The sequence below is a fragment of the Kitasatospora sp. NPDC054939 genome (assembly GCF_053610105.1).
Genome location: NZ_JBSGXP010000063.1, coordinates 1 through 16652, shown reverse-complemented (window position 1 = coordinate 16652; position 16652 = coordinate 1). Strand labels below are relative to the sequence as shown.

15 protein-coding genes are annotated in these 16652 nt (G+C 74.9%); 12 read left to right on the top strand and 3 right to left on the bottom strand.

Going from position 1 to position 16652, the window contains the following annotated elements; genetic code table 11:
• Window positions 1-71: 71 nt before the first annotated feature.
• Both galE and ACWGB8_RS19490 read right to left on the bottom strand, forming a co-directional pair.
• Entirely contained in the window at window positions 72-1055 is a 984-nt protein-coding gene (gene galE / locus ACWGB8_RS19495; RefSeq protein WP_452214753.1) for a UDP-glucose 4-epimerase GalE, read from the bottom strand.
• 395 nt (window positions 1056-1450) lie between these two features.
• Entirely contained in the window at window positions 1451-2659 is a 1209-nt protein-coding gene (locus tag ACWGB8_RS19490; protein ID WP_452214752.1) for a sensor histidine kinase, read from the bottom strand.
• 275 nt (window positions 2660-2934) lie between these two features.
• Here ACWGB8_RS19490 and ACWGB8_RS19485 point away from each other — a divergent pair, with 275 nt between their 5' ends.
• The 11 genes from ACWGB8_RS19485 to htpX all read left to right on the top strand — a co-directional run bounded on the left by ACWGB8_RS19485 (window position 2935) and on the right by htpX (window position 14164).
• Window positions 2935-3351, top strand: a complete 417-nt coding sequence (locus ACWGB8_RS19485) for an NADH-quinone oxidoreductase subunit A (RefSeq protein WP_452214751.1) — start codon at window positions 2935-2937, stop codon at window positions 3349-3351.
• Entirely contained in the window at window positions 3342-4025 is a 684-nt protein-coding gene (locus tag ACWGB8_RS19480; protein ID WP_452214750.1) for an NADH-quinone oxidoreductase subunit B, read from the top strand. The genes ACWGB8_RS19485 and ACWGB8_RS19480 overlap by 10 nt, the downstream gene beginning before the upstream one ends.
• Entirely contained in the window at window positions 4022-5155 is a 1134-nt protein-coding gene (locus ACWGB8_RS19475) for an NADH-quinone oxidoreductase subunit C (protein WP_452214749.1), read from the top strand. Before ACWGB8_RS19480 ends, ACWGB8_RS19475 begins: the two co-directional genes overlap by 4 nt.
• The gene (gene nuoH / locus ACWGB8_RS19470; protein ID WP_452214748.1) at window positions 5152-6111 is read left to right on the top strand and encodes an NADH-quinone oxidoreductase subunit NuoH; all 960 of its coding nucleotides are present in this window, start codon (window positions 5152-5154) and stop codon (window positions 6109-6111) included. The genes ACWGB8_RS19475 and nuoH overlap by 4 nt, the downstream gene beginning before the upstream one ends.
• Window positions 6108-6707 (top strand): NuoI/complex I 23 kDa subunit family protein, encoded by a 600-nt coding sequence (locus ACWGB8_RS19465; protein ID WP_452214747.1) that lies wholly within the window; start codon window positions 6108-6110, stop codon window positions 6705-6707. Before nuoH ends, ACWGB8_RS19465 begins: the two co-directional genes overlap by 4 nt.
• Window positions 6704-7483: an NADH-quinone oxidoreductase subunit J family protein gene (locus tag ACWGB8_RS19460; RefSeq protein ID WP_452214746.1), complete on the top strand. Its 780-nt coding sequence runs from the start codon at window positions 6704-6706 to the stop codon at window positions 7481-7483. The genes ACWGB8_RS19465 and ACWGB8_RS19460 overlap by 4 nt, the downstream gene beginning before the upstream one ends.
• The gene (gene nuoK / locus ACWGB8_RS19455; RefSeq protein WP_452214745.1) at window positions 7483-7851 is read left to right on the top strand and encodes an NADH-quinone oxidoreductase subunit NuoK; all 369 of its coding nucleotides are present in this window, start codon (window positions 7483-7485) and stop codon (window positions 7849-7851) included. The genes ACWGB8_RS19460 and nuoK overlap by 1 nt, the downstream gene beginning before the upstream one ends.
• Window positions 7848-9830, top strand: a complete 1983-nt coding sequence (locus ACWGB8_RS19450; RefSeq protein ID WP_452214744.1) for an NADH-quinone oxidoreductase subunit 5 family protein — start codon at window positions 7848-7850, stop codon at window positions 9828-9830. The genes nuoK and ACWGB8_RS19450 overlap by 4 nt, the downstream gene beginning before the upstream one ends.
• A 72-nt stretch (window positions 9831-9902) precedes the next feature.
• Window positions 9903-11507 (top strand): complex I subunit 4 family protein, encoded by a 1605-nt coding sequence (locus ACWGB8_RS19445; RefSeq protein WP_452214743.1) that lies wholly within the window; start codon window positions 9903-9905, stop codon window positions 11505-11507.
• A 74-nt stretch (window positions 11508-11581) separates the two neighbouring features.
• Window positions 11582-13129, top strand: coding sequence for an NADH-quinone oxidoreductase subunit N (locus tag ACWGB8_RS19440; protein ID WP_452214742.1), 1548 nt, complete (start codon window positions 11582-11584; stop codon window positions 13127-13129).
• Between the two features lie 171 nt (window positions 13130-13300).
• The gene (gene htpX, locus ACWGB8_RS19435; RefSeq protein WP_452214741.1) at window positions 13301-14164 is read left to right on the top strand and encodes a zinc metalloprotease HtpX; all 864 of its coding nucleotides are present in this window, start codon (window positions 13301-13303) and stop codon (window positions 14162-14164) included.
• A gap of 32 nt (window positions 14165-14196) precedes the next feature.
• Here htpX and ACWGB8_RS19430 read toward each other — a convergent pair whose 3' ends face one another.
• Complete coding sequence (locus tag ACWGB8_RS19430; RefSeq protein ID WP_452214740.1) at window positions 14197-15657, bottom strand: aminotransferase-like domain-containing protein; 1461 nt, start codon at window positions 15655-15657, stop codon at window positions 14197-14199.
• Between ACWGB8_RS19430 and ACWGB8_RS19425 the strand changes: the two genes are divergently transcribed.
• On the top strand, window positions 15656-16597 hold the full coding sequence (locus ACWGB8_RS19425; RefSeq protein ID WP_452214739.1) for a DMT family transporter: 942 nt from the start codon (window positions 15656-15658) through the stop codon (window positions 16595-16597). The two genes, ACWGB8_RS19430 and ACWGB8_RS19425, sit on opposite strands and share 2 nt — an antisense overlap.
• Window positions 16598-16652: the final 55 nt, after the last annotated feature.

The following is a 16652-nucleotide window of genomic DNA, read 5'->3' as shown; positions in this document are numbered from 1 at the left end:
ACGGATGACGCGCTGAGCGACGGAGGGGCGGGTGCCGACCGGCACCCGCCCCTCCGCCTGCCCGGCACCGGTCAGCCGCGGGCCTCCGGGTGGCGGCTGCACCAGCCCTCCCACGCCGAGGACACCATCTCCTGGACGCCGTACCGGGCGCTCCAGCCCAGCTCCTTGCGGATCAGGTCGGCCGAGGCGACCACGCGGGCCGGGTCGCCGGCGCGGCGCGGGGTGACCTCGCCGGTCGCGTCGCGGCCGGTGACCTCGCCGATCACGTCCAGCATCTCCTTGACCGAGACGCCCTCGCCGCGGCCGATGTTGAGGATCAGCGAGGTGTCGCCGGCCGGGTCGGCCGCCAGCCGCTTGGCGGCGGCGACGTGCGCCGAGGCGATGTCGGAGACGTGGATGAAGTCGCGCACGCAGGTGCCGTCGGGCGTCGGGTAGTCGGCGCCGAAGATCCGCGGGGCCTCACCGGCGGTGAGCCGCTCGAAGACCATCGGGATCAGGTTGAACACACCCGCGTCGGACAGCTCCGGCGAGGCGGCGCCGGCCACGTTGAAGTAGCGCAGCGACACGGTCGACAGGCCGTGCGCCTTGCCCACCGCGGAGACCAGCCACTCGCCGGCGAGCTTGGTCTCGCCGTACGGGCTCATCGGGGCGCAGGGGGTGGACTCGGTGACCAGGTCGACGTCCGGCATGCCGTAGACGGCGGCGGAGGAGGAGAAGAGGAAGCGCGTGACGCCGCCCTCGACCGCGGCCTCCAGTACGGTCTGCAGGCCGATCACGTTCTCCCGGTAGTAGAAGAACGGCTGCTCGACCGACTCGCCGACCTGCTTCTTGGCGGCGAAGTGCAGGATGCCCTGCACGCCGTGGTCGCGGATCGCCGCGTCCAGGACGGTCCGGTCCAGGATCGAGCCCTCGATCAGGGCGACCCCCTCCGGCAGGCGGGTGGCATCGCCGGTGCTGAGGTCGTCCAGCACCGCGACCTGCTCGCCCGCGTCGAGCAGCTGGCGCACCACGTGTCCGCCGATGTATCCGGCACCGCCGGTAATCAACCAAGTCATGGCCGAATCCTAGGCGCTCCGGGTTTCTCCCCCGCGCTCGGGCGAGTCGCCCCAGTGAATCGGACATATAGGTGAAATGCTGCCCAAACTCGATGTGTGTCGGAGGAAGTGGAGCCAGCCCAGGTGAGCCGCAAGAAGGAACCCACCCGCCCGCACCCGGCCGGACCCCGGCCGACCGGGCCCAAGGTCCGCGGCGGCCGGCTGCCCGTTCCCGGTACGCCGTAGCCGCCCCGGCCCCGGCCGGGGCGGCCCCAGCCCCCGGGCCGTCCGCCCGCCCACCGCGCAAGGGTCGCGCGGGCGGCCGGCCGTCGGGGACGGCGGCCGGGGCCTCGTCACTGCCTTGACGAGGTCCCGGCTCCGTCGTCCCCGCCCGCTGTGCTCCCGCCCGCCGTGCCTCAGCGGCGGGCGGCGCGGGTGCGCCAGGGCAGCTCGACGGTCACCGTGGTCGGCCCGCCGACCGGGCTCTCCACCAGGAACACGCCGTCCACCGCCCGGATCCGATCGGCCAGCCCGGCCAGCCCACTGCCCGGGTACGGGGCCGCCCCGCCCTTGCCGTCGTCCCGGACCAGCAGCATCAGCTGGTCGCCGGAGCGCCACACGTCCACCGTCGCGGACCGCGCACCGGCGTGCTTGGAGACGTTGGTCAGCAGCTCGCTGACCGTGAAGTAGGCGATGCCCTCCACCGCCGAGTCCGGCCGCTGCACCGCGCCGTCGTCCCCCTTCAGCTCGACCTGCACCTTCACCCCGCCGGGCACCGTGCAGCGGGCGGCCACCGCGGAGAGCGCCGCGTCCAGCCCGCGGTCGGTCAGCACCGCCGGATGGATCCCGCGGGCGAGGTCGCGCAGCTCCTGGAGGGCCAGCTTCACCTCGCCGTGCGCGTCGTCCACCATCCGGGCCGCCGCCTCCGGGTCCTCGGTGAGCTTCTCCTTCGCCAGGCCGAGGTCCATGGCCAGCGCCACCAGGCGGGCCTGGGCGCCGTCGTGCAGGTCGCGCTCGATCCGGCGCAGGTCGGCGGCGGCGGTGTCGACGACCGTCCCCCGGTCGTCCTCCAGCTCGCGCACCCGCGCCGAGAGCGCCCCCGGGCTGAGCAGCGCCTCGATCAGCATCCGGTCGACCGCCGCCTGGAAGCCCACCACCCACGGCAGCGCCGGCCACCCGGCCACCGTGCACAGCAGCGTCACACTGAAGCTGAGGAGGCCCCACGGCAGCAGCAGCACGCAGTACAGGGCGGAGCGCCAGCTCAGCGAATCGGTGAGGTGCGCGATCGCGTAGCCGGCCACGCCGGGCCGCGGCCGGTGCACCGGCCCGGGCTCCGGGAGCTCGGCCCCGTACGCGGAGCGCGCCCGGCGGCGGGCGAACCCGCCCAGGGCCCGGCAGCCCGCCAGCCCCAGCGCCAGCAGCGGCAGGCCGATCACGGTGATCGCCAGCCCGAGGCCGACGCTGAGCGTCGTCACGGTGAAGAGGAAGGCCGCGATCCCCAGCGGGAGGTTGAGCATCAGCTGCCCGGCCTGGTGCCACATCCGCGCCCCGTACAGCGGGGTGCGCTCGCCGTTCGCGTCCCGCGGCCGGATGGCGTCCGCGGTGCGGCGGTGCAGTGACTTCATCTGGATCTACCGTCCCTCTCGGTCGAGCTGGTGATCCAAGCTTCCCCGGCGGGCCCCGCGCCGGACCATGGGGGTGATACGTCTTCCCGGTCGGGGGTTATCCCCACCCCCGCCCGGGACGGGCCGTCCACGAGTTGTCTTGCGGATCGGTCGGGGTGCGGAGGCACGGTGGCGGTGCACTTAGACTGCCGCATTGGCGATGGTTATGACTGCGTAAAGAAGCGCCGCGGAGCCGGCCCGACAGGGCGGCGGGCGGCGGATGTGGAGGCGAGGGCATGGAGGGGCAGCGGGCAGCTGCGGTCGCGGCCGACCCGGCGGTCGGCAGCGGCTACTTCGACGCGTACGCCGCGATGGGCCTGCTCGCCGTCGTCGGCGTGCTGTTCCTCACCGTGGCGTTCACCGCCAACCGGCTGCTGCGGCCGGTGGTGTACTCGCCGGAGAAGCTCCTCGCCTACGAGTGCGGCGTCGACCCGGTGGGGGAGGACTGGGCGCACACCCAGATCCGCTACTACGTGTACGCCTTCCTCTACGTGATCTTCGCGGTCGACGCCATCTACCTGTTCCCGTGGGCGACCGTCTTCGCCTCCGCCGGCTACGGCGCCGCGACGCTGATCGAGATGTTCGTCTTCATCGGCTTCCTCGCGGTCGGGCTGCTCTACGCCTGGAAGAAGGGCGTTCTGGAATGGACGTGACGCACAACCACGCGCACGGTTCGGACGGCCCGGTCCCGCTGGGCATCCCGGACCCGGCGCGCCCCGGTGCCGCCGCCGAGCGGCGCGGCATCGGCCCGCTGGCCCGGCTCGCCCCGGACCCGGTCAAGGTCGTCCTCAACTGGGGGCGCCGCTACAGCCTCTGGTGCTTCAACTTCGGCCTCGCCTGCTGCGCGATCGAGTTCATCGCCGCGTCGATGGCCAAGCACGACTTCATCCGGATGGGCGTCATCCCGTTCGCGCCCGGCCCCCGCCAGGCCGACCTGATGATCGTCTCCGGGACGGTCACCGACAAGATGGCCCCGGCCGTGAAGCGCCTGTACGAGCAGATGCCCGAGCCGAAGTACGTGATCTCCTTCGGTGCCTGCTCCAACTCCGGAGGCCCGTACTGGGACTCCTACTCCGTCACCAAGGGCGTCGACCAGATCATCCCCGTCGACGTCTACGTGCCCGGCTGCCCGCCCCGGCCCGAGGCGCTGCTCCAGGGCGTGCTCAAGCTCCAGGAGAAGATCGCCGCCGAGTCGCTGCCCGCCCGCTACACCGCGCCCGCCGCCGCACTGCGCCGCCCGCTGGTGGCCGGCCCGGCCGCGACCGGCCCCGCGCAGGCAGGCCCGGCCCCGACCGGCCCCGCCGCGACCGAAGGGGGGGCCTCGTGACCACGGCCGAGCAGTACGCGGCGTCGGTGGGGGAGTGGGCCACCGGCGCCGAGGCGTACGGGACCGTCACCGTCGACGTGCCCGCCGAGCACTGGATCGAGGCGCTGACCGCCGCCCGGGACACCCTCGGCCTCACCTTCTTCGACTGGCTGAGCGCCGTCGACGAGCTCGCCGACGGCTTCTCCGTCGCCGCGCACCTGGCAGCCGTGGACGCTCCCGGCGTCCGCCACCTGGTGGTGCGCACCCGCGTCCCGCGCGAGGGGGCCGCCCTGCCGACCGCCGTCCCGGTGTACGCGGGCGCGGCCTGGCACGAGCGCGAGACCCACGAGATGTTCGGCATCGACTTCCCCGGACACCCGTACCTGGCGACCCTGCTGCTGCCGGACGGCTTCGAGGGCCACCCGCTGCGCAAGGAGTTCGTGCTTGCGGCCCGGGTCGCCAAGGCCTGGCCGGGCGCCAAGGAGCCGGGCGAGTCCGACCACGGCGACGGGCCGGCCCGGCGCAAGATGCAGCCCCCCGGCGTGCCGGACCCCAACGAGTGGGGCCCGCTCAAGGGCACCCTCCCGCCGGTCGCCGAGCGGCCCGCCCGCGGTGCCCGCGCGGCGGGCGCCGCCCGCACCCCGCGGGCGGCCGGTGCTGCGGCCGGTGCTGCGGCGGCCGAGGGCGGCGCCCCGGTGCGGGCGGACCGGCCCCGGCGGACCCGTACGGTCGGCGAGGGCTCGGTGAGCCAGGCGCCCGCCGCGGGCGAGGCGGCTTCCGCGGGCGAAACGGCTGCCGGGGCTGCGGCTCCGGCGGCGGAGGGCGCTCCCGCGGTGCGGGCGGACCGGCCGCGGCGCACGCGTTCGGTCGGCGAGGGCTCGGTGAGCCAGACGGCCGCCGCGGGCGAGGCGGCTGCCGCGCCCGAACCGGCTGCCGAGAGCGCCGGTGAGCGGACCGCGCCGGCCCGGACGCAGTCCTCCGACGCCCCCTGGCACAACCCGGTGCCCGCCCACGGCCCCGCGGCGGAGCCCGCCCCGGCGGAGCCGAAGCCGGAGCCCGAGCCGAAGCCCGAGTCGGCGAGCAAGCCGGAGCCCGGGTCCCCCGCCGAGGGCGGTCGGGACTCCGGGGACACGGACGGAGACAGCGCGTGAACCTGTTCGACACGGTGCTGCGCTGCGTCGCCACGCTCGTCGCCTTCCTCACCCTCCCGCTGGTCATCGGCCAGACCGAGCACAAGGTCATGGCGCACATGCAGGGCCGCCTCGGCCCGATGTACGCCGGCGGCTTCCACGGCTGGGCCCAGCTGGTCGCGGACGGCGTGAAGTTCGCGCAGAAGGAGGAGATCGTCCCCGCCGGGGCCGATCGCCGGATCTTCCAGCTCGCGCCCGCCGTCTCGCTGCTGCCGTACCTGTTCGTGCTGCTGGCGATCCCGGTCGGCCCGGACGGCCTCGTCGGCCAGGCCGTGGACGCCGGGCTGTTCTTCGTGCTGGCCGTCATGGGCATCGGCGTGATCGGCAAGCTGATGGCCGGCTGGGCGTCGGCGAACAAGTTCTCGCTGCTCGGCGGCCTGCGTACGGCCGCGCAGCTGATGTCGTACGAGCTGCCGATGGTGCTCGCGGCGGCCTCGGTCGCGATGGCGGCGGGCACCCTCTCGCTGCCCGGGATCGTGGACGCCTGGGAGTGGTACTGGCTCCCGTGGCAGCTGATCGGCGCCTTCGTGTTCTTCACGGCCGGCCTGGCGGAGCTCCAGCGCCCGCCGTTCGACATGCCGATCGCCGACTCGGAGATCATCTTCGGTGCGTACACCGAGTACACCGGCCTGCGCTTCGCGTTCTTCCTGCTCTCCGAGTACGTCGGCATCCTGGTGGTCTCCGCGCTGACCGCGGTGCTCTTCCTGGGCGGCTGGCACGGCCCGCTGCCGGACGAGCTCGGCTGGCTGTGGACGCTGCTGAAGACCTTCGCGCTGGCGTTCGTGGTGATCTGGCTCCGGGTGACCTACCCGCGCCTGCGCGAGGACCAGCTGATGCGCTTCGCGTGGACGGTGCTCGTCCCCCTCGCCCTCGTCCAGCTCGCCCTCACCGGCATCATCAAGGTGGCGATCGCATGAGCTTCCCCGGCTCCGGCCTGGCCAAGGGCCTCGCCGTGACCCTGCGGACGATGACGAAGAAGACCGTCACCGCGCAGTACCCCGAGGTGCAGCCCGCCCTGCCGCCGCGTTCGCGCGGGGTCATCGGGCTGCTGGAGGAGAACTGCACGGTCTGCATGCTCTGCGCCCGCGAGTGCCCGGACTGGTGCATCTACATCGACTCCCACAAGGAGACGCTGCCCGCCGCCGACCCGAACGCCCGCGCCCGCACCCGCAACGTGCTGGACCGCTTCGCCATCGACTTCTCGCTCTGCATGTACTGCGGGATCTGCATCGAGGTGTGCCCGTTCGACGCGCTGTTCTGGTCGCCCGAGTTCGAGTACGCGGAGACCGACATCCTGGAGCTGACCCACGAGCGGGACAAGCTGCGCGAATGGATGTGGACGGTGCCGGCGCCGCCGGCCCTGGACCCGGCGGCCGAGGAGCCCAAGGAGATCGCCATGGCGCGCAAGGCCGCGGAGAAGGCCGCCGCTGCAGCCGCGGCCGCCGCCGAGGCCGCCGCCGCGCAGACCGCCCCCGAGGCGGGCCCGGCCCCGGAGGCAGGTGAGTCGCAGTGACGTCCGCCCTGCTCGCCGCGACCGGCTCGCTGGAGCCGGCCGCCCGTTCGTTCCTCTCCCCGACCGGGGTCGAGATCGTCTTCCTGCTCGTCGGTATCGCCGTGCTCGGCTCGGCGGTCGTCTCGGTGACCACCAAGCAGCTGGTGCACGCCGCCCTCTGGCTGGTGGTCGCGCTCGGCGGGCTCGCCGTGGAGTTCCTGCTGCTCACCGCCGAGTTCATCGCCTGGGTGCAGGTGCTGATCTACCTCGGTTCGGTGGTCGTCCTGGTGCTGTTCGGGCTGATGCTCACCAAGGCGCCGATCGGCCGCTCGCCGGACGCCGACTCGGGCAACCGCTGGGTCGCCCTGGTGGTGGCGCTGGCCTCCGCCGGGGTCCTGGTGACCCTGGTGGTGGACGCCTTCCGCACCTCCTGGATCGACCTCGGTGCGGGCGGCGGCTCGGCCGCGGTCACCGGGGCCAGCCTGTTCCGCCACTGGGTGCTGCCCTTCGAGGCGCTCTCGGTGCTGCTGCTCGCCGCGCTGGTCGGCGCGATCGTGCTGTCGCGCGGTTCGAAGGGGCGCGTCCCGGCGCCGCGGGCGGGCCGGCTGCGGGCGGGCCGCCCGGTCGGCTCCAACGGCACGGTCGCCGCGACCGTCCCCCGCCCGGCCCCCGGCGCCCCGGCCGGGCCGGCCGCCGCGTCCGACGCCCCCGCGTCCGACGCCCCCGCGTCCGACGCCCCCGGGCCCGGTGCCGCCGCGCCGTCCGCTGCCGCGCCGAACCCCGCGCAGGAGAGCTGATGCACCTCGCCTACCCGGTCGTCCTCGCCGCGCTGCTGTTCAGCGTCGGCGTGTACGGCGTGCTCGCCCGGCGCAACGCCGTCCTGGTCCTGATGTCCGTCGAGCTGATGCTCAACGCCGTCAACCTCAACCTCGTCGCCTTCGACGCCTGGCTGCGCGACACCCTGCACGCCGGCCAGGCGCTGACCCTGTTCACCATCACCCTCGCCGCCGCCGAGATCGGCCTCGGCCTCGCGATCGTCCTGCTGCTCTTCCGGGCCCGGGGCACCGCCGACATCGACCGGGCGACCGCGCTCGGCGACCCGTCCGAAGCCATCGAGGAGGCGCCGGCCGGAGCCGAGGCGCTGAAGGGCCAGGCCGCCGCATGAACCTCGCCCTGCCCGTCCTCGTCCCCGTCCTGCCCGCGCTCGGCGCCGCCGCCACCCTGGCGGTCGGCCGGAAGGCGCCCGGACTGACCCGGCCGCTGGCGATCGTGCCGGTCGCCGTCTCGGCCGTGCTCGCCCTGGTCGTCGCGCTGCAGCTCGGCACCGGCCAGGCCCTGGACGCCTCCACCCGGCTCATGCCGACCGGCGGCCCGGAGATCTCGCTCTCCCTCCACCTGGACGGCTACAGCTCGCTGATCTCCGTCCTGGTCGGCCTGGTCGCCACCTGCGTGCAGGTCTACTCGACCGCGTACCTCAAGGACGACCCGCGTTACCCGTCGTACGCGGCCCTGGTCTCGCTCTTCACGGCGGCGATGTTCCTGGTCGTCTACTCGGGCGACCTGATCGTGCTGCTGGTCGGCTGGGAGGTCATGGGCATCTGCTCGTACTTCCTGATCGGCCACCACTGGGAGACCGCCGACGCCCGCTCGGCCTCGCTCAAGGCGTTCCTGGTCACCAAGCTCGGCGACGTGCCGTTCCTGTTCGGCATCTTCCTGCTGGGCGCGGACGCGGGCAGCTTCGGGATCGGCGACGTCCTGGACGCCGCCACCGAGGGCCGGCTCGACCACCCGACGCTGACCGCGCTGCTGCTGCTCGCCGGCGTGGCCGGCAAGAGCGCGCAGTTCCCGCTGCACACCTGGCTCCCCGACGCGATGGCCGGCCCGACGCCGGTCTCCGCCCTCATCCACGCGGCCACCATGGTCGCGGCGGGCATCTACCTGGTCGCCCGGCTGCTGCCGGTCTTCCTGCAGTCCGGCGCGGCCCTGGTGGTCCTCGCCGTGATGGCCGCCGTCACCATGATCGGCTCGGCGCTCTGCGCGCTCGCCCAGGACGACCTCAAGCGGGTGCTCGCCTACTCCACCGTCGGCCAGCTCGGCTACATGGCCGGCGCCCTCGCCTCCGGCGACCGCGAGGCCTCGGTCTTCCACCTGGTCAGCCACGGCGCCTTCAAGGCCCTGCTCTTCCTCGCGGCCGGCGTGGTGATCCACGCCGCGCACACCAACTCGATCTCCGCGATGTCCCGCATCCCGGGGCTGCGCAAGAAGGTCCCCGACGCCTACTGGACGATGGGCATCGCGCTGGTCGCCCTGATCGGCCTGCCGCCCTTCTCCGGCTTCTTCAGCAAGGAGGCGGTGCTCACCGCCGCCGAGCACGCGGCCACCGGCGAGGCGCTCACCAACGGGGTCGGGCCGGCCTCCGCGGTACCTCAGGCGGCCGGCTGGATCGTGCTGGTCGCCGCCGGGTTCACCGCGCTGCTCACCGCGGCCTACGCCGCACGGCTGTTCCTGGTCGCCTTCCACAGCCCGGCCTCCGCCGCCGCGCCGGCCGCCTCCGCCGCCGGGGCCACCGCCCCGACCGGACCCGAGCCGGACGCGCCGTACTCGCCCGAGGTGGACGAGGCCGACCCGGCCAGCGCCGAGCCGCCCGCAATGCGCTGGCCGCTCTGGGTGCTGGCCGTCCCGACCATGGGCTTCGGCGTCGCCGGCCTGCGCTCGGACTGGCTGCCCGCCCTGCTGGACGGCGGCTCGCTGCGGCCCTCGGCCGCCACCGCCGTGATCGCCACCGGCCTCGCCGCGGTCGGTGCGCTGCTGGCGTACGGCGCCTGGCGCTCCGCCACCGCCCGGCCCGGGGCGGCCGCCGCCGACCCCGGCCGCGCCCTGCTCGGCCCGCTGTTCGGGCCCGCCCGGCACGGCTTCGGCCTGGACCGCCTCTACGGCACGCTGTTCGTCCGCCCGGTGGCCGGCGCCGCGCAGCTGGTCCGCTTCCTCGACCGCGAGGTCGTCGAGACGTACGTGCGCGGCACCGGGGTCGGCGCCCAGCTGCTCGGCCGGGCCGTCCGGCTCGCGCAGACCGGCAACGCGCAGACGTACCTCAGCGCGCTGCTCGCCGGCGTCGTCCTGCTGGCCGTCCTGGTGGCGGTGTAGCCGGATGGACCGCCACTCCTCGTCCCCGATCCACCCCGTCCGTCCGGCCGGCGCAGTCCCTGGGAGCATCCGGTGAACGCAGTCCTCATCGCCCTCCTGGCGCTGCCGCTGCTCGGTGCGGCACTCACCCTGGCACCGGTGTTCGGCCCGGACGGGCCGACCGCCGACCGGCGGGCGCTGCGCCTGGGCACCGTCGTCACCGGCGCGGTGCTCCTGCTGACGCTGGTGCTCGCGGCCGGCTTCGACCACGACGAGCCCGCCCGGATGCAGGCCACCACCGACGTGGCCTGGATCCCGGCCGTCGGGGTCCGCTTCCACCTGGGCGTGGACGGCATCTCGCTGCCGCTGCTGGTGCTGACCGCGCTGCTCACCTTCCTCTGCGCGATCTACTCGGAGCGCCGCCTGCCGAGCGGCGAGGGCGTCCCCTCGGCGAGGGCCTTCGCCGGGCTGTTCCTGCTGCTCGAAGTCGGCATGCTCGCCACCTTCGCGGTGCTGGACCTGGTGCTCTTCTTCCTGGCCTTCGAGATCGTGCTGATCCCGATGTACTTCCTGATCGCCCGCTGGGGGAGCGGGGCGAAGGTGCCGGCCGCCAACCGGTTCATCCTCTACACGCTGCTCGGCTCCGCCGTGATGCTGCTCGGCTTCCTGCTGATCGGCGGCAAGACGGGCACCTTCGACATGCAGGCCCTGGCCGCCGCCCAGGGCACCGGGCTGAGCCACACCACCCAGGTGGTCGCCGCGCTGGCGATCATGATCGGGCTGGCGGTCAAGGCGCCCGCCTGGCCGCTGCACAGCTGGCTCCCGGACGCGCACACCGCGGCGCCCACCGTCGGCTCCGTGCTGCTCGCCGGCGTGCTGCTGAAGATGGGCACCTACGGCCTGGTCCGCGTCCTCCTCCCGGTGGTCCCGGACGGCACCGCGACGCTCGCCCCGTACCTGGGCGCGTTCGCCGCCGTCGGCATCGTCTACGGCTCGCTGGCCTGCCTGGCACTCGCCCACCCGTCGCCCACCGCCACCCTTCTGAGGAACCGCTTCGCGCCCTCCGATTCCGGGGCCAAGGGCGACCTCAAGCGCCTGATCGCCTACTCCTCGGTCGGCCACATGGGCTTCGTCCTGCTGGGCATCGCCTCGCTCACCCCGGTCGGCGTCAACGGCGCGCTGTTCGCCAACATCGCGCACGGCCTGATCACCGGCCTGCTGTTCTTCGTCGTCGGCGCGCTCAAGGACCGCTACGGCACGGCCGACCTCGACACCCTCGCCGGCAGCACCGGCGCCGCGCTCTACGGCCGGGCCCCCCGCCTGGGCGTGCTGCTCGCCTTCGCCGCCGTCGCCAGCCTGGGCCTGCCCGGCCTGGCCGGCTTCTGGGGCGAGCTGCTCGCCATGTACGGCGCGTTCGACCCGGCGGCCGGGCTCTCCCGGCCCGCCTTCGTCACGTACATGGTGCTGGCCGGCCTCGGCACCCTGCTCACCGCCGCGTACCTGCTGATCGTGGTCAAGCGCGTCTGCATGGGCGACCCGGAGCAGCCCGCCCCGGTGGACGGCCCCGCCGACCTGCGCCCGTACGAGGCCGTCAGCTGGACGCCGCTGGCCGCGCTCACCCTGCTCGCGGGACTCTGGCCCGCGCTCCTGCTCGGACTCTCCGACCCGGCCGTCAAGCACCTCCTCGGAGGTGGCTGACCGTGCCCGGCACCCTGCAGCTCGCCACAGCGCCCGGATCCGCATTCGGACCTCACTCCACGGGGCAGCCCACTGTGACCTCCCTCGCCGTCGCCGACCCGGGCAGCCTCATCCAGTCCGTGGACTGGGTGGCCGTCGCGCCCCCGCTGATCGCCGCCCTCGCCGCCATCGGCGTGCTGGTCACCGACCTGTTCCTGCCCGAGCGGCGCAAGAAGCTGCTCGGCTGGCTCACCGTCGGCGGACTCGCCCTCGCCCTCCTGGCGCTCCTCCCGCTCACCGGCGGCTCGCCGCGGACCACCTTCTGCGTGCAGGGCACCGCCGGGCTCACCGGGAACACCGGCTGCTCCTACGTCGCCGACCACTTCGCCCTGGTCTTCCAGCTGCTCGCGCTCGGCGGCGCGCTGATCGCGGCGCTGCTCTCGGTGCACACCGTCGACGAGGAGAAGCTGCCCGGCGGCGAGTACTGGTTCCTGCTGCTGGCCAGCGCCACCGGCGCCGCCCTGCTGCCCGCCTCCCGCGACCTCGCCACCCTGGTGATCGCCCTGGAGGTCGCCTCGCTGCCGGCCTTCGCTCTGGTCGCCCTGCGCCGGGACGGCCGGGGCGCCGAGGCCGCACTGAAGTTCTTCGTCTCCTCGGTCACCGCGACCGCCGTGATGCTGCTCGGCGTCGGCTTCCTGTACGCCGCCACCGGCACCCTCCACCTGGCCGCGATCCCCGAGGGCCTGGACCGGGCGCCCGAGCAGCTGCGGACGCTCGCCGAGGCCGGCGCCGTGCTCACCCTGGTCGGCTTCGCCTTCAAGGTCGCCGCCGTCCCCTTCCACTTCTGGGTGCCCGACACCTACACCGGCGCGCCGCTGCCGGTGGCCGGCTACCTCTCGGTGGTCGGCAAGGCGGCCGGCCTCTCCGGCCTGGCGCTGGTCACCACCGTCGCCCTCCGCCCGTACGCGCACACCTGGGGCCTGGTGCTGGCCGTGCTCGCCGCGGTCACCATGACCGCCGGCAACGTGGGCGCGCTGCGCCAGCGCTTCGACACCGCCCACAGCGCGGTGCGCCTGCTCGCCTGGTCCTCGGTCGCCCAGGCCGGGTACCTGCTGGTCCCGCTGGCCGCCGCCGGCTACGCGCCGACCGCGACCGACCCGCTCGGCGCCACCGCCGCGTACGCGCTGATCTACGGCGTCGTCAACCTGGGCGCCTTCGGGGTGGCCGCGGCCGTCGGCCGCACCGACGGCAGCCGGATCGAGGACTTCCGCGGCCTGTACGCCCGCAGCCGCTGGACGGCGCTGGCGCTCGCCTTCTTCCTGCTCTGCCTGGCCGGACTGCCGCCGGGCGTGATCGGCCTGTTCGGCAAGGTGGTGGTCTTCCAGGCCGCCGTGGACGCCGGACTGGGCTGGCTGGCCGTGGTGATGGCCGCCAACGTGGTCGTCGCGCTGTACTACTACCTGCTCTGGACGGCGAAGCTGTTCGCGCCGCAGGAGCCGGCGGCGGACGGCGGCGCGGCCGCCCGGGTGCTCCGGATGCCGGTGCCGCTGGCCGCCACGCTCGGCCTCACCGCCTCCGCCGCGGTGGTGCTCTCGGTGGCCCCGCAGCTGGTGCTCCAGGTGGTCGGCGGCCGCCTGTTCTGACGGCGCGGCCGCCCCGCCGACCGGCCGTCCGGCGCTTCCTGGCTGCTCAGACGGGCCATGACAGAAAGTCGCGGCGGGTCACAAGGGAACAAGGGTGCCGTCCCCGCCCGTTGATCGGGCACAGGGACGAGGCAGAAAGGGCTTCCCCGCCGCACCTTTGGAGGGCCTGCCGTGCACCGCCGGCACAACGGACTGAGGACCGCCGTACTGCTCGGCGGCCTTTCGGCGCTGATCCTCGTGATCGGCAGCTTCTTCGGCCGCACGGGCCTGCTGATCGCGCTGGTCGTCGCCCTCGGCACCAACGCCTACGCGTACTGGAACAGCGACCGGCTGGCCCTGCGCGCGATGCGGGCCCGCCCGGTCAGCGAGATCGAGGCGCCCGGGCTGTACCGGATCGTCCGGGAGCTCTCCACCTCCGCCCGGCAGCCGATGCCCCGGCTGTACATCTCCCCGACCCCCGCGCCGAACGCCTTCGCCACCGGCCGCAACCCGCGCAACGCCGCCGTCTGCTGCACCGACGGCATCCTGCAACTGCTGGACGAGCGCGAGCTGCGCGGCGTGCTCGGGCACGAACTGAGCCACGTCTACAACCGGGACATCCTGATCTCCTCGGTCGCCGGGGCACTCGCCTCGGTGGTGATGTTCCTGGTCAACTTCGCCTGGCTGATCCCCTTCGGGCGCAGCGACGACGACGAGGGCCCCGGCCTGTTCGGGATGCTCGCCATCATGATCCTCGGGCCGATCGCCGCCGCGCTGATCCAGCTGGCGGTCAGCCGCTCCCGCGAGTACCAGGCCGACGCCGACGGCGCCCGGATCACCGGGGACCCGCTCGCCCTGGCGAGCGCCCTGCGCAAGCTGGACGCCGGGACGAAGCGGCTCCCGCTGCCGCCGGAGCCGCAGCTGCAGACGGCCAGCCACATGATGATCGCCAGCCCGTTCCGCCCCGGCGAGGCCGGCGCCAAGCTCTTCTCCACCCACCCGCCGATGGCCGAGCGGATCGCCCGCCTGGAGCGGATGGCCGGCCACCGCGGCTGAGTCGTCGGGGACGGCAGGCCGGCCCGGCCCCGTCACCCGCCCTCGTACGCCAGGCGCAGCCGCCGGACGCCCTCCGCGACCCGGCCCGCGCTGTCCACCGCCGCATAGCTGAGCCGCAGGTGCGGCCCCGGCGGCTCGGCGGCGTAGTACGGCCGACCGGGCGTCACCGCCACCCCCAGCCGCAGGGCGGCGGCGGCCAGCGCGGCCTCGTCGGTGCCGTCGGGCAGCCGCAGCCACAGGTGGTAGCCGCCGGGCCGGCCCGGCACGGCCAGCGCGGGCAGCTCCCGGGCGAGGGCCGCGGTGGCGGCGATCCGCCGGTCGCGCAGCTCGCTGCCCAGGGTGCGCAGGTGGCGGGCCCAGCCGGGGTCGGCGACCAGTTCGAGGGTCGCCTCCTGGAGCGGCCGGGGCACGAAGAAGCTGTCCACCACCTGGGTCGCGCGCAGCCGCTCCAGGGCCGGGCCGCGGGCGGTGATCGCGCCCACCCGCAGGCTCGGCGAGGTCGCCTTGGTCAGCGAGCGGACGTGCACGACCGCGCCGTCCGGGTCGTCGGCGGCCAGCGGCCGGGGCAGCGCGGGCGAGTCGGCGTGCACCAGTCGCCGGGCGAAGTCGTCCTCGACCACGAACGCCCCCGCGGTGCGGGCGATCCGCAGCACCTCGGCCCGGCGGGCGGGGGAGAGCACCGCGCCGGTCGGGTTCTGGAACAGCGGCTGGCAGACCAGGACGCGCGCCCGGCTGGCGTCGAAGGCCGCGGCCAGCAGGTCGGTGCGCACCCCGTCCGCGTCCACCGGGACGGGCACCGGCCGCAGCCCCGCGGCCCGGGCGACCGCCAGGGTGCCCGGGTAGGTCGGCGACTCGACCAGGACGGGCGAGCCCGGCGCGCACAGCGCGCGCAGGGCGACCGCCAGCGCGCTCTGCCCGCCGGCCGTGACCAGGACGTCCCCGGTGCCGATCGGCCCGCCGGGGCCGCCGATGTCCCGGGCGAACCAGGCCCGCAGCTCGGTCAGCCCCTCCACCGGCGGGCGCCCCCAGGCCCCCGGCCGGCGGGCCGCGCGGGCCAGTGCGGCGGCCAGCAGCCGCTCCGGCTGGAGCGAGGCGTGCGGGTAGCCGCCGTACAGGTCGATCACGTCCGGCGCGGGCGGGGTCAGCGTGTTGATCAGCGGCCGGGCGTCGGAGTCCGGGGTGCGCGGTCCGGCGTCGGCGCTCAGCGCGACCTCCTGCCAGGACAGGTCGCCGGGCCGCTCCGACGGCAGTGCGGCGGTCGCCGGTGCGGTGGCGGCGGCGAAGGCGGCGGACCGGAAGACGCCCGCGCCCGGCCGCGACACGACCAGGCCCTCGGCGGCCAGCACGGCGATCGCCCGCGAGACCGTCACCGGGCTCACCTGGTGGCGTTCCATCAGGGCCCTGCTGGACGGCAGCTTTCGTCCCTCCGGATAGCGCTCCACCTCGTGGCGAAGGCTGTCGGCCAGCTCGGTGACACTGCTACGTTCGTTCATGAAGGCACAAGATAGCGCTACCCTGTCGGCGGCGATAGCACCGCGGAGCCCCGCCCCGAGCCGCGTCCCGACCGCCCCCGCCACGGCGACCGGCGGCACCGCCCTCGCCGCACTCGGCGTCCTCTCCTTCTCCTTCAGCTTCCCCGCCACCGCCTGGGCGCTGACCGGCTTCGGCCCGTGGAGCTCCACCGGCCTGCGCGGCGCCCTGGCCGGCCTGCTCGCCGCGCTCTGCCTCGCCGCCGCCCGGGTGCCGCTGCCCGAACGGCGCCACTGGCCCGGCCTGCTGGTCGTCTCGGCCGGCTGCGTGCTCGGCTTCCCGCTGCTCACCACGCTCGCCCTGCAGACCTCGTCCACCGCGCACTCCGCGGTCGTCATCGGCGTCCTGCCGCTCGCCACCGCCGCCGTCGCCGCGCTGCGCACCGGCCACCGGCCGTCCCGGACGTTCTGGGGCGCGGCCCTGGCCGGGGCGGCGGCCGTGCTCGCCTTCACCCTGCTGCAGAGCCACGGCCGGCCCGGCCTCGCCGACCTCTACCTGTTCGCGGCGCTGCTGGTCTGCGCGGCCGGGTACGCGGAGGGCGGCCGGATCTCCCGGGAACTGCCCGGCTGGCAGGTGATCGGCTGGGCGGTGGTCGCCGCGCTGCCGGTGACCGTGCTGATCAGCGCGGTCGCGCTGCCCGTCGAGCCGGTCCGGATCGGTGCGCAGGCGCTCGCCGGACTGGCGTACACGGCGGCGGTCTCGCAGTTCGGCGGCTTCGTGGTCTGGTACCGCGGGATGGCGGAGATCGGCGTGCCGAGGGCCAGTCAGCTGCAGCTCGCCCAGCCGCTGCTGACCCTGGTGTGGTCGGTGCTGCTGCTCGGCGAGAGCCTGCCGGCGGCGGCCCCGGCGACGGCGGTGGCGGTCCTGGTCTGCGTCGCGGTCACCCAGCGGGCCCGCAGCTGAGCCCCCGACCGGCGACCGGCGCCCGGGACCCCGCCGTCGGGGTCCCGGGCACCGG

Coding starts and splice junctions, on each gene's coding strand:
- galE (WP_452214753.1), bottom strand. CDS start 1,055: ATGACTTGGTTGATTACCGGCGGTGCCGGATACATCGGCGGACACGTG.
- ACWGB8_RS19490 (WP_452214752.1), bottom strand. CDS start 2,659: ATGAAGTCACTGCACCGCCGCACCGCGGACGCCATCCGGCCGCGGGAC.
- ACWGB8_RS19485 (WP_452214751.1), top strand. CDS start 2,935: ATGGAGGGGCAGCGGGCAGCTGCGGTCGCGGCCGACCCGGCGGTCGGC.
- ACWGB8_RS19480 (WP_452214750.1), top strand. CDS start 3,342: ATGGACGTGACGCACAACCACGCGCACGGTTCGGACGGCCCGGTCCCG.
- ACWGB8_RS19465 (WP_452214747.1), top strand. CDS start 6,108: ATGAGCTTCCCCGGCTCCGGCCTGGCCAAGGGCCTCGCCGTGACCCTG.
- nuoK (WP_452214745.1), top strand. CDS start 7,483: ATGCACCTCGCCTACCCGGTCGTCCTCGCCGCGCTGCTGTTCAGCGTC.
- ACWGB8_RS19450 (WP_452214744.1), top strand. CDS start 7,848: ATGAACCTCGCCCTGCCCGTCCTCGTCCCCGTCCTGCCCGCGCTCGGC.
- ACWGB8_RS19425 (WP_452214739.1), top strand. CDS start 15,656: ATGAAGGCACAAGATAGCGCTACCCTGTCGGCGGCGATAGCACCGCGG.
- ACWGB8_RS19430 (WP_452214740.1), bottom strand. CDS start 15,657: ATGAACGAACGTAGCAGTGTCACCGAGCTGGCCGACAGCCTTCGCCAC.